This is a genomic window from Methylophaga thiooxydans DMS010 (genome assembly GCF_000156355.1).
GTDB classification, from domain to species: Bacteria; Pseudomonadota; Gammaproteobacteria; order Nitrosococcales; family Methylophagaceae; genus Methylophaga; species Methylophaga thiooxydans.
In genome coordinates this window covers 1-12476 of the sequence record NZ_GG657887.1, presented here as the reverse complement: position 1 = coordinate 12476, position 12476 = coordinate 1, and the positions used below count along the sequence as shown (strand labels likewise).

At 46.8% G+C, this 12476-nt stretch carries 10 protein-coding genes; 5 read left to right on the top strand and 5 right to left on the bottom strand.

Translation table 11 applies throughout. The features are described from left to right. Both MDMS009_RS02370 and MDMS009_RS02365 read left to right on the top strand, forming a co-directional pair. Positions 1 to 1151, top strand: a 1151-nt coding sequence (locus MDMS009_RS02370; RefSeq protein ID WP_043887844.1) for an OprO/OprP family phosphate-selective porin, incomplete at its 5' end; no start/stop codon positions are given. Between the two features lie 274 nt (positions 1152 to 1425). Next, on the top strand, positions 1426 to 3240 hold the full coding sequence (locus MDMS009_RS02365; RefSeq protein WP_008290279.1) for a GGDEF domain-containing protein: 1815 nt from the start codon (positions 1426 to 1428) through the stop codon (positions 3238 to 3240). A 20-nt stretch (positions 3241 to 3260) separates the two neighbouring features. Here MDMS009_RS02365 and MDMS009_RS02360 read toward each other — a convergent pair whose 3' ends face one another. After that, the gene (locus MDMS009_RS02360) at positions 3261 to 3695 is read right to left on the bottom strand and encodes an arsenate reductase ArsC (RefSeq protein WP_237700457.1); all 435 of its coding nucleotides are present in this window, start codon (positions 3693 to 3695) and stop codon (positions 3261 to 3263) included. A gap of 167 nt (positions 3696 to 3862) precedes the next feature. Here MDMS009_RS02360 and MDMS009_RS02355 point away from each other — a divergent pair, with 167 nt between their 5' ends. Both MDMS009_RS02355 and MDMS009_RS02350 read left to right on the top strand, forming a co-directional pair. Continuing rightward, positions 3863 to 4537: a TIGR04211 family SH3 domain-containing protein gene (locus MDMS009_RS02355; RefSeq protein WP_008290286.1), complete on the top strand. Its 675-nt coding sequence runs from the start codon at positions 3863 to 3865 to the stop codon at positions 4535 to 4537. Between the two features lie 140 nt (positions 4538 to 4677). Continuing rightward, complete coding sequence (locus MDMS009_RS02350; RefSeq protein ID WP_008290301.1) at positions 4678 to 6462, top strand: ABC transporter ATP-binding protein; 1785 nt, start codon at positions 4678 to 4680, stop codon at positions 6460 to 6462. 61 nt (positions 6463 to 6523) lie between these two features. On the opposite strand, the gene ilvD is transcribed toward MDMS009_RS02350, so the two are convergent. Beyond that, positions 6524 to 8377, bottom strand: coding sequence for a dihydroxy-acid dehydratase (gene ilvD / locus MDMS009_RS02345; protein WP_043887842.1), 1854 nt, complete (start codon positions 8375 to 8377; stop codon positions 6524 to 6526). A 119-nt stretch (positions 8378 to 8496) separates the two neighbouring features. On the opposite strand from ilvD, the gene argA reads away from it, so the two are divergent. Next, positions 8497 to 9798: an amino-acid N-acetyltransferase gene (gene argA / locus MDMS009_RS02340; RefSeq protein WP_008290291.1), complete on the top strand. Its 1302-nt coding sequence runs from the start codon at positions 8497 to 8499 to the stop codon at positions 9796 to 9798. Positions 9799 to 9804: 6 nt separating this feature from the next. Here argA and MDMS009_RS02335 read toward each other — a convergent pair whose 3' ends face one another. The 3 genes from MDMS009_RS02335 to MDMS009_RS16355 all read right to left on the bottom strand — a co-directional run. Continuing rightward, positions 9805 to 11481 carry a GMC family oxidoreductase gene (locus MDMS009_RS02335; RefSeq protein ID WP_008290318.1) on the bottom strand — a complete coding sequence of 559 codons (1677 nt, stop codon included), beginning with the start codon at positions 11479 to 11481 and terminating at the stop codon, positions 9805 to 9807. Further along, positions 11472 to 11963 carry a gluconate 2-dehydrogenase subunit 3 family protein gene (locus MDMS009_RS02330; protein WP_008290277.1) on the bottom strand — a complete coding sequence of 164 codons (492 nt, stop codon included), beginning with the start codon at positions 11961 to 11963 and terminating at the stop codon, positions 11472 to 11474. Before MDMS009_RS02330 ends, MDMS009_RS02335 begins: the two co-directional genes overlap by 10 nt. 22 nt (positions 11964 to 11985) lie before the next feature. After that, positions 11986 to 12476, bottom strand: a 491-nt coding sequence (locus MDMS009_RS16355; RefSeq protein WP_008290264.1) for a hypothetical protein, incomplete at its 5' end; no start/stop codon positions are given.

Here is a 12476-nt window from a genome sequence, read left to right as displayed (position 1 = left end):
AAGAAGAAGCTGTTGCCGCAGCAAAAGCTGACATGCCTAAAATTACTACTGACGGTAAGCTGAAAATCGAAGACCAAGACGGTAACTGGTCATTTCAACCTATCGGTCGTGTGATGTGGGATGCAGTCAACGCAGATGCAGACACTGATGACAGTGATGATGATGTTAAAGGTACTGAGCTTCGCCGTGCACGTCTTGGTTTCGCCGGTTCAATCTACGATTGGAGCTACAAATTTGAAGCTGACTTCGCCGGTGGTGATGCGTCAATTAAAGATGCTTACATTGGCTACGGTAATAAACTGTCTGACAACACCAAATGGGGCGTCAAACTGGGTCAATCTCATATCCCATTCGGCTTAAACACAAAAATCAGTTCTAAATATATGACGTTCATGGATCGTCCAATGTTTGCTGATAGCAGTGTTTCTCCTGCACGCGCAAGTGGTGCCGTTGTTAGCATCAATGACAGTGATTACAAATGGGCATTGAGTGCGGGTCTGCAAAACGGTGGTTTCGATGGTGACAATGACACCTACGAAATCAACGGCAGTACGTTTGCGGTTCGCGGCTCATTCCTTCCTTATAATGAAGGCAAAAACCTAGTTCAAATCGGTGCTGGTTACCTGACGCAAGGTGGTGGTGATTCATTCAAGTTCCAACCTGACCTGGTAAGTCATGATGACAGCTTCAAACCAGTTTCAACTGGTACGATTGCACTTGACCAAGCTGATGCATTCTCTGTTGATGCAATGGGTGTATTTGGTTCATTCCACGCAATGGCTGAGTACTTGGATCATACAGCTGAACCAGAAGCAGGTAGCGATATCGATACCACAGGTTACGCCGTTGAAGCGGGTTACTTCCTGACCGGTGAATCACTGAAATGGAAAAAAGGCTACACATCAGGTATTTCACCTAAATCGAAATACGGTGCATGGCAAGTGGCTGCACGTTTTGAAAGCGTAGAAGTCGATCCAGGCACGTCAATGGAAGATGAATACGACCAGTTCACTTTGGGTGTTAACTACTACCCAACTAAGAACACTCGCTTAATGCTGAACTACTCGAAAGTGACTGATTTGACAGTCGACGGTACCGGCGCAGACGAAGAGCCTTCTGCTCTGAAATTCCGCGCACAAGCATACTGGTAGTCAGTAGCTAGAAGTTTACTCTTCGGGAATTGGCCTCACCTTTAGGTGGGGCCTTTTTTTTGCCTTTCTCTTCCACCAAGCCACTGTCATAAAAACGTCATCATTTTGTCATAAAGCAGACGCATAAAAATGTGACACTATCTCAGCTATACGTTTTCTGATTGTGAAAGTGATTACTCGATTTCTCTCCTACGTGATTTAGCTGGCTATATTGCTTAATCTCGTTTTTATCCTGCCTCGTTGTGAGGCAGGACTTTTCTATGACTGAAGAAGAATGACCAAAGAAGAACTACATTATTTTCATTCACTTGAGGATATACTCAGTCAAGGAAGTCTGACCCCTCTTTTTCAACCCATTATCTGTATGCACGAGCAGAAGATATTCGGTTATGAAGCATTAATTCGTGGACCATCGGATAGTCCACTTCACTCCCCTATTAACTTGTTTAATACCGCGAGTATCCATGGCCGTTTAGCAGAGCTCGATCTGCTTTGTCGTGAAACATCGGTCAAGCGGTATGGCGAGCTGGGACTACCAGGCAAGTTATTTATTAATACCAGTCCAGCGTCATTACTCGAACAGGATTATCCGCATGGTTTGACTGTGCAATATCTGAAACAAGCGGGCATTTCACCACGACAGGTCGTCATTGAACTTACTGAGCAATACCCAATTGAAGATTATGAGCTGATGCGCCAGGCAACAGAACATTATCGTGAAATGGGCTTTTCAATTGCAATTGATGATCTTGGTGCAGGCTACTCAGGGTTGCGCACGTGGTCTGAGCTGAAGCCTGATTTTGTCAAACTTGACCGCCATTTCATGCAAAACATTCATGAAGATCGTCAAAAACGTCAATTTGTGCAATCCATGATCGATATTGCAAAAAGTATTGGTTGTCAGGTCATTGGAGAAGGTATAGAAATACGTCAAGAATACCTCGCTGCACAGGGTTTGGACATGCAGTTTGCACAAGGCTATTACTTCGCACGCCCTAGCCGCCATCCTCAACGTAGTCTGGATAAGAACTTATTCGCAGAGCGACAACAGACCCATATCTTGTCGCCCGGCCGTCCCCGCGCTAACACGCTGGTTGGCAGCTTATTGACTGAGCTGGCACCACTACGAACCACCGATAAACTGCATCGCGCTGCTGAATTGTTTCAGAAAAACCTCAGGCTGACAGCGTTACCTGTGGTTGATGATACCAACCGAATCGCTGGCATACTGTGGCGTGACGAGTTTATGACAATCTATGCGAGCCACTTCGGCCGTGAATTACATGGTCGTAAAGTCATCACAGAGTTTATGGATGCCAACCCTTTGGTTGTCGAAACTGATTTACCATTAAAAAATCTGAGTTATCAGATCACCAGCCAAACTGAAAACCACCAGCACAGTATGTTTATTATCACGGAACAGAACCGCTACCGTGGGGTTGGCAGTTTGATGGACTTATTGCGTCAGATTACTGACTTGCAACTGACGATGGCTAGACATGCGAACCCTCTCAGTGGCTTACCGGGCAATGTTCCTCTGAGCGAGCATACTCGCGATGTCCTCGAGCAGGGACGCGATGTCACGGTATGCTATTTCGATCTCGATAACTTTAAGCCATACAATGATATCTATGGCTATAGCAAGGGTGATCAAGTGATCAGTCTGACGGCCCAAGCCTTAACCAAGCATGTTAATACCGATGTCGATTTTGTTGGGCATGTGGGAGGGGATGATTTTATCATCCTGTTTGAAAGCCCGGACTGGCAGAAACGCTGCGAGAAAATATTAACGGCGTTTGAAATGCTTCACCCTCAGTTGTATAGCCAACGTCATTTGCAACAAAAAGGCATAAACGCTACCGACAGACATGGGCAGGAAATTTTTTATCCCTTATTAAGCCTATCTATCGGCGCTGTAAGGTTGCATGACTTCGATGATATACAGGCAGAGATTGATTTGGCGGAGTGTGCCAGTAAAGCCAAGTCGATGGCTAAACGTTTAAATGGCAATAGCTTATTTCAGCTAGGCTATCAGCACTGCTTATGCAGTGACGTCACGCAACAAAAACTGCTCAGCATTAATCACTAAATGCCAAACCAAGGGCTGGCTCAAACGGCATCATCCAATGCCACTTGCTCCAGCACAAATTCAACTCGCTGACGGACTTTTTCACGAGTTTCGCGAAACTCCGCTGACATGTTGTCTTCAGACCCTTTCATTTTGGCTGGGTCTGGTAGGGGTAAATGCACTTTAATGGTATGTGGGCTTAATAATGGACATTGCTCTTCTGCGTTATCACATAGCGTGACCAGCAAGTCAGCCCACTCCAACATTTCACCATTAACGCGAATAGACTCTTGTTCTGATATGTCGATGCCAACCTCGGACATCACAGCAATCGCGTTCTTATTTTGACCGTACGCTTCAATGCCAGCAGATTTCACTTCAATGTCATCACCGCCTAGCGCACGCGCCCAACCTTCCGCCATTTGCGAACGACAGGAGTTTCCTGTGCACAAAAACATGACTCTTAATTTATCCATTTCTATTACCTTTTTCATATGCTCGGCGAGGGTAGCAAAACAATATGACAAGCTGATGAATGCGCATTTTTACCGACTCAGTTCGCATAATCTTCGCGACATACTTGAAGCTTGCTCGGTTGCATCTGCTAAAATGCGTGTTTAATCATTAATAGCAGACTGCCATCGTGAAAAAATTCATCAGCCGCATCCTGATTGCTGCCACCCTGTGCATGCCATTTTTTGCTTATGCACAAACTACTCGCTATGTTTCTGACGAACTGGAAATCACCATGCGTAATGGTCAGGGTGTGCAATTCAGTATTCGCAAAATGCTTGAGTCCGGCACACGACTTGATGTGCTTGAAACAGATCCGGCCGGCTACTCTAAAGTAAGAACCAGTGAAGGTGTTGAAGGCTGGGTACTCACCCGTTATCTCAGCAACTCACCGAGCGCTCGAGATCAATTAGAAGCCAGCCAGCAGCGTGTCGCTAACCTGGAGCTTGAGATTTCTAAATTCAAAGAAGAAATTTCAACCTTGAGCAGTCAAAATTCAAATGTCGATACACAAAACCTGACATTAAAAGAAAAGTCACAGCGTCTCAGCAAAGAGCTGGATGATCTGCGTCGCACTGCTTCCAATGCTGTGGCTTTGGAAAATGAAAACCGTCAGCTCAAAGAAAAACTGCAACAAATTGATCATGAAAACCAGTCTTTGGTTATCGAAAATAATGCATTGAAAGATAACAGCACACGTAGCTGGTTCCTCATTGGTGCTGCGGTATTGTTCTCAGGCATTATTCTTGGACTGATTTTGCCGCGATTGCGGATTCGTAAAAAAGACAGCTGGGGCAGTCTTTAAATAACACTGACCTGATAAATATACCCCGCGCTTTGCGGGGTATAATGTTGTTAGCGGCGGAACTACTGTCTATGGATGACTCACTAACTGTTTTGCCCTTTTAACAAGGGACTAACAAAGCAACCACACCCGTTACCATAATGAGCAGCGAAAACAGCTACCAACTTAAAGGCATATTGCGTCAGGCGCTAGGTTATAAAAAGCACCTGATTAAGGCCAACATTATTGCCGTTCTGGCAACGATCTGTGCTGTGCCAGTTCCCCTGCTTCTGCCATTAATGGTGGATGAAGTCTTATTAGACCAACCAGGCCCAACCGTTCACTTCATCGAACAGTTCACACCAGAACACTGGCATGGCCCGATTTTGTTCATCACGGCTGTGCTTTTATTCACCTTAGTTCTTCGCGTATTTTCATTGCTCCTCAATGTGGCACAGTCACGTTATTTCACCTTGATAGCAAAGCGCATTACTTTTCGCATTCGCCACACCCTGATTAAACGTCTCGGCAGAATTGCCATCAGTGAATACGAAACTCGGGGCAGTGCCGGTATCGCATCACACTTTGTCACTGATATCGAAGTCATTGATAATTTTATTGGCAACACCATCAGTCGCTTGATTGTTGCCATCCTCAGCATCATTGGTACTGCGATTATTCTGCTGTTTCTACATTGGCAGTTGGCCTTACTCATTCTATTTATGAACCCATTGGTGATTTATTTCACCATGATGGTGGGCAAACACGTTAAAGCTTTGAAGAAAAAGGAAAACTCGGCGTTCGAAATTTTTCAGCAAAGTCTGACCGAAACGCTGGATGCGGTACAGCAGATAAGAACCGCTAACCGAGAAAAGCATTATCTGCGGCGAGTGATTGATAATGCGCGAAGTGTTCGTAATCACGCATCAGAGTTTGCTTGGAAAAGTGATGCCGCCAACCGCTTCTCCTTTGTGATTTTCCTGTTCGGTTTTGATGTGTTTCGCGCTGTCAGTATGTTTATGGTGGTATTTTCCGATCTGAGCATCGGCCAAATGTTCGCCGTATTCGGTTATCTGTGGTTCATGATGAGTCCGGTCCAAGAAATTTTGAACATTCAATACTCTTTCTACGCAGCAAGTGCTGCGGTGGGTCGCTTGAACAGCCTGTTCTCCATGAAAGAAGAAACGCGCTATCCCGACAACATTAATCCGTTTGCCGGGGGAGAAGCGAGCAGTATTGCGATTAAAGACCTGCATTTTAAATATGGCGATAACAACAAGGTCCTGAACGGCGTTTCACTATCGATAAAAGCAGGTGAAAAAGTCGCGCTGGTCGGTGCCAGTGGCGCGGGTAAATCGACCTTGGTCAATGTCCTATTAGGCCTGTATCCGGCAGATAAAGGCATGGTGTATTTCAATGATGTACCTGTCAGCGACATTGGACTCGACACCGTTCGTGAACATGTTGCGACGGTTTTACAAAGCCCGGCGCTATTTAATGACAGTGTGCGCCAGAACATCACGATGGGCCGGACTTATTCTGATGATGCTGTGTGGAATGCGGTTCGCATCGCACAGCTGGAAGATGTCATTATCGCCATGCCCAAAAAACTCGATACGATTATCGGTCGTGCTGGCGTGAAACTCTCCGGTGGTCAACGACAACGCCTTGCCATTGCTCGCATGGTGTTAATCAACCCTAGTGTGGTCGTGCTGGACGAAGCAACCTCTGCGCTTGATAGTGACACCGAATATCATCTGCATATGGCACTGGAAGAATACTTACGAGACCGGACAACGATCATCATTGCCCACCGGCTCAGCGCCGTTAGACAGGCTGATCGGGTTATTGTGTTTGATGGCGGTGAAATTATTGCCGAAGGCGATCACGACTCGCTGATCCGACAAGATGGCTTATACCAAAAACTCTATGCACAACAGATTTAACCGTTATACATAAAAAAGGCCCGAGATATCGGGCCTTTTTTGTTTCTGCAATTGGTCTCAATTAGCGACGTTTCAACTGCTCCACATCACGCACAGCACCTTTTGATGCCGATGTGGTTAATGCGGCATATGCTTGTAATGCCAAACTGACCTCACGTTCACGCGCAACCGGTTTCCAAGCATTTTCACCACGGTCTTCCATTCTGGCACGTCGATGGGCAAACTCTTCATCGCTTAAATCGACATTGATCGTGCGATTTGGGATATCGATATTGATAATGTCGCCTTCTTCCACCAAACCGATATTACCGCCCTCAGCAGCTTCAGGCGAAGCATGGCCAATAGATAACCCAGAGGTGCCACCTGAAAAGCGACCATCGGTCAGCAAGGCACAGGCTTTGCCTAAACCTTTCGATTTCAGATAACTGGTTGGGTACAACATTTCCTGCATACCCGGGCCACCTTTCGGTCCTTCATAGCGAATCAACACCACATCGCCTTCTTTAATATCACCACTCAAAATAGCGGCAACAGAAGCATCTTGTGACTCAAAAATACGGGCTGGACCTGAAAACGTCAGAATCGACTCATCCACACCCGCTGTTTTTACAATACAGCCATCTTCCGCCAAGTTTCCGTAAAGCACAGCCAAACCACCATCCTGACTGTAGGCGTGTTCAATACTGCGAATACAACCATTTTCACGATCCACATCGAGTTCTGGCCAACGACAGTCCTGGCTGAACGCAACCTGTGTCGGAATACCAGCCGGCCCGGCGAGATAACGTAAATGTGCTGCATCATAGTCACTGCGCTTGATATCCCACTGCGCCAGACCATCGGCCATTGTTTTGCTGTGAACAGTCGGCACATCGGTATGTAACAATCCACCCGCTGCCAGTTCACCTAGAATCGACACCACACCACCAGCGCGATGTACGTCTTCCATATGGTATTTGTTAGTTGCTGGCGCGACTTTGCACAAATTAGGAATCTTACGCGACATGCGATCGATATCTGCCATAGTGAAGTCGACTTTGGCTTCATTGGCAGCCGCTAATAAATGCAGCACCGTATTGGTCGATCCACCCATGGCGATATCCAACGCTATCGCATTTTCAAATGCGGGTTTAGCCGCGATCGCGCGTGGCAACACATCATCTTCATCGTTTTCGTAATAACGTTTTGCTAAATCAACAATGCGACGACCCGCTTCCAAGAATAATTCTTCACGATCGGCATGGGTTGCCAATAATGAACCATTACCTGGCAATGACAGCCCTAAGGCTTCGGTCAGACAGTTCATCGAGTTAGCCGTAAACATGCCCGAGCAAGAGCCACAAGTCGGACAAGCACTACGCTCTACCTGTGCTACGTCTTCATCACTGACACTCTCATCAGCGGCCTGAACCATGGCATCAACCAAATCCAGTTTGACGTCTTTCCCTGCCAGTTTGGTTTTACCCGCTTCCATTGGGCCACCGGAAACAAAAATGACCGGCACATTCAAGCGCATTGCCGCCATTAACATGCCCGGTGTGATCTTGTCGCAGTTGGAAATACACACTAAGGCATCTGCGCAATGCGCATTAACCATGTATTCGACAGAATCGGCAATGATGTCACGCGAAGGTAAGCTGTAAAGCATTCCGCTGTGACCCATAGCGATACCATCATCTACTGCAATGGTATTAAACTCTTTCGCAACACCACCCACTCTTTCGATTTCACGCGCAACCAGTTGTCCCAAGTCTTTCAGATGTACATGGCCTGGCACAAACTGGGTAAACGAATTGGCGATAGCGATAATGGGTTTATTGAAATCATCATCTTTCATACCCGTCGCGCGCCACAAGGCACGGGCACCTGCCATATTACGGCCGGCTGTTGACGTTTTAGAACGATATTGAGGCATGCTGAATTTTCTCCAAAAAGCTGTTTTGCAACATGAAATGCTAAAATTCCATGTGTTTATCTGTATAAATTTTACACGTTACTTGGCAAGTGTGCTGAGACTGCGATAAAAAGGTGTCTATGAACGAGCCACAAATAACGACAAATACCCAGAGTCTGGCCACAACCACCAGTTGGTTTCGCACTGCTGCGCCCTACATTCATGCCCACCGTGACGCGACGTTTGTGATTGCCTTTGACGGTGAAACCATCGACAGCGCAGGCTTTGACCCCTTATTGCATGACATTGCCATCTTAAGCAGCCTGGGGGTCAAACTTGTTTTAGTGTACGGTGCCAGACCTCAAATCGAAGCACAATGTAAACAACAAAATATTCCCGTTCACTACCACGGGGGATTGCGCATTACCGATGATGCCAGTCTGAAAACAGCGAAAGCCGTGATTGGCAAACTGCGCGTTGATATTGAATCCAAGCTCTCGTTTGGTCTACCTCATACACCGATGGCTGATGCACGCATTCGTTGTACCAGTGGCAATCTGGTGACAGCAAGACCGGCTGGTATCTTGGATGGTGTCGATCTCGGTCATACCGGTGAAGTCAGACGGGTTGATGTGGCCGGTATAAAACAACAATTAAATCTTGATAACATCGTTCTTTTGCCGCCATTAGGTTATTCACTGACTGGTGAAATTTTTAATCTTTCATCCGAAGCGATTGCAACCGCCGTGGCAACGGCTATTAATGCTGATAAGTTAATTTTTATTGGCCACAGCAACCGTGACTTACCACGCGAGCTCACCTTGCAAGAGGCAAGAGAAAATCTGTCGGCACATCCTTCTATTGCAGCTGCAGTGACAGCTTGTCAGTCAGGCGTAAAGCGCGTGCATTTACTCGACAGAGCATTAGATGGTGCATTGTTGCAAGAACTGTTCAGTCGTGACGGGGCCGGAACCCTTCTAACCGCAACGTCATTTGAAACCACACGTCAGGCCACCATTGATGATGTCGCAGGCATTCTGGAGTTGCTACAACCGCTAGAGGAAAATGGTGCCTTAGTGAAACGCTCAAGAGAGTTGCTGGAGCGCGAAATTGATCATTTCACTGTGATGGAACGTGACGGTACCGTTGTCGCTTGTGCTGCGCTCTACCCTTATCCTGAAAACAACATGGCAGAGCTTGCCTGCTTAGCGGTGTCCGATACGTATCGCCGCCACGGCCGTGGGCAACAATTACTCACCAGTATTGAAAAAATTGCCGTTTCAGCCGGTTTGAATCATCTTTATGTTTTGACCACACAGACAGCACACTGGTTTTTAGAGCAAGGCTTCAATCAGGCTGAGATCGCTGAACTTCCCGTTGCCAAACAAGCGTTGTACAACTACCAGCGCAACTCGAAAGTATTTAAAAAAGACTTAGGCTAATCAGTTTTAACTATTACTAGCAAAGCGTTCAACAATAAAATCTGCTGCTCTTATTGCGAGCGCCTGAATGGTTAATGAAGGTGCTTCACCACCACCTGTTGATGGAAAAACACTTGCATCTGTAATAAACAGATTAGGGTGATCATGACTCTGGCATTCACTATTAACGACCGAATCGCTGGGGTCATCGCCCATTTTACAAGTCCCAAAGACATGCGTTGTCGCAAAATAATCGAATGTGCCGTACTCTTCGACCAATGTTGCATTGGCTTGCTTCAATAATGCTCTGGACTGCTCAGCCATAAATCGAAGCCGCGTTATATCCTGCTCCGTTAGGTGAGAGTGAATTCGTGGATATGCGATGCCATTTTCGTCTTTCTTGGTCTCATCCAGATCGATATAACTTTGCGGGTTAGGTAAAAATTCAGCTATCGCACCCACAGAGACTGCCCGCCCAAACTGCTCTCTGACTTGTGCCTTTAATTGACGCCCAAATCCAGTAGTAGAGCGCGTGGCGTAGGCAATCGGACCGTTAAACCCCATTTCTCTGGTCGATGAGTAAAACCGGCACCCACCCACAACGCCATTTATGGCATCAGGTGAATTAAAATCCCAACAAATTGCATCAGCTGGCAATCCCATATGGGTATTGGCCACCTCACTTATGATGCCCGTTGAAGACCAGAACAAGGTCTCCATGAAATTTTTGCCAACTTGCCCCGAACGATTAGCGAGTCCATTTGGCATAAAGTGACTTTTTGCACTTAACAACAGACGCGGCGTCTGCACGGCACCTGCCGCAAGCACCACCACTGGCGCAGCTACATGATGTTTTTCACCCGCCTCAACATAACTTAACGAATTTATCCTGCCATCTTCTGCGACATCAAAATCGATTACGGAGCACAGCGACTTAACCGTCAAACGTCCCGTTGCTTCTGCATGTCGCACAAACGTGACATCTGCTGAGCCTTTGTCTCCTATCGGACAGCCGCGCGAACAATTACCGCAATAATTGCAGGCAGGCCTGCCATCATAGGGTCGTGACAGTGCAGCGCGTGAATTTTCCTGCCAATGCATACCCAGCTCACTACCAGCCTTAACTAAAGCTTGGGCTGAGGTACTTAACGGGTGAGGCGGTAATGGAAAGGGTTCAGAACGCCAGCGGCCAGGCTGCTCCGTAGGTCCTGCAACACCTATTAGTTTTTCAGCCTGAATGTAATACGGCTCTAATGTTTCATAATCAATTGGCCAGTCATGACCGACACCAAATTGAGTTTGTAATTTCATTGAAGCCGGATTTAAACGATGCGACTCACCAACAAAGTGAAGCGTAGAGCCGCCAACCCCCTGCACGTGAATATACCCTTTTCCCGCTGGCTGACGCGTATTATCTTTTATCAAGGTGCCACGGCTTTTATTCCAAGACATCAGATCGTGATTAGCGGGAGCAAGCTTATCCAGTTTTGCGACAGTGACCGCGCCCTGACTGGCTTGTGTCTGAGGGAATTGATGGCGCTCCCAGTCGGCTTGATGGAGTTTGTAATCACGACTGGGGTTAAAGCGTTCCCCCGCTTCCAACATTAATACGTTCAAGCCCTGATCGACTAAGCGCCAAGCAACCGCTGCACCGCCCGCACCAGCACCGACGACGATCGCATCAGGCTTATTCTTTAATTCCATGGTGGCGGGTAGCCGTTTGGCTGAGGCGGAACACTAATCGACAACCCCTGCCATGTTTCAGGCTGAGCGTAATACAAACTTAATGCGGTCTGACGCACAATTTCGTAAAAGCGACGAGGTACATGGTTCCAGTCTGATTCTGCCATCCAGCTAACTAGCTTGTATTGCTGCTGATAACTGAGCTCAGAAAAAGATGGTCCGTCGGTCGCGTTTAACCCCTCACAGCCCAAGGCTAAAAGACGGCGAAAATTTTCTGAGGACTCAGCCAAAGACCAAATTTGCTTATCTACCTGACAATCCGTTGCGGAACCAGTGTATTGATCGCGAGGAATTAAGACATCCACAAAAGCAGACAGCATTTCTGTTTCTGACTTTGACGGTGCCGACAACGATAGGTTTTCTGCGTGTATATCGAGACCATAAGCCATAAAAAAAGCGCCGACAGTTTTTAGCAACTGTCGACGCTGAATATTAAGCTTCATTCTTACGGCTTAGTATTAAAAATTAGAGTGGTGCCGGATTGGTACAGTCAGCATCAGTGTATGCGCCACCTGGGCCAACATTACGACATTCGGTCACGGAACGTTCATCCGGTTTATCGAACTTATCACGCGTGTGCAGAATGAAGTATGGCTCTATTGCCGCCCATGACACATCTAGACCAGCAGCCATATGGGGGGCGTTCACACCAACCGGAATCAAAAAAGCCTTGTTAATAAGGTCATAACCGATGCCTGCCTCCCCCTGAAAGTCTTCTTTACCATTCAGGTAGGTTAATTTCACTTTTCCTAGTTGGATACCATCGAGAAAGTTAATACTCAAAGAAGCATGAATCCCTTGCGTATCACCATCTGACTCAACCTGGCCATGCGAAAAACCTATTACTGCTGACGGTGTGATATTACCCCACGTCCATACTAAACCAGCATAGGCTTGATTATCAGTTTGCTCGCTACTGCCAGAGTTTGTTGTGACTAAGTCATAGTTTGCTACAA

Bases quoted from the DNA above. Each gene is read 5' to 3' on its own strand.
- MDMS009_RS02350 (WP_008290301.1), top strand. From the start codon at position 4,678: ATGAGCAGCGAAAACAGCTACCAACTTAAAGGCATATTGCGTCAGGCG.
- MDMS009_RS02335 (WP_008290318.1), bottom strand. From the start codon at position 11,481: ATGGAATTAAAGAATAAGCCTGATGCGATCGTCGTCGGTGCTGGTGCG.
- MDMS009_RS02365 (WP_008290279.1), top strand. From the start codon at position 1,426: ATGACCAAAGAAGAACTACATTATTTTCATTCACTTGAGGATATACTC.
- argA (WP_008290291.1), top strand. From the start codon at position 8,497: ATGAACGAGCCACAAATAACGACAAATACCCAGAGTCTGGCCACAACC.
- ilvD (WP_043887842.1), bottom strand. From the start codon at position 8,377: ATGCCTCAATATCGTTCTAAAACGTCAACAGCCGGCCGTAATATGGCA.
- MDMS009_RS02360 (WP_237700457.1), bottom strand. From the start codon at position 3,695: ATGGATAAATTAAGAGTCATGTTTTTGTGCACAGGAAACTCCTGTCGT.
- MDMS009_RS02330 (WP_008290277.1), bottom strand. From the start codon at position 11,963: ATGAAGCTTAATATTCAGCGTCGACAGTTGCTAAAAACTGTCGGCGCT.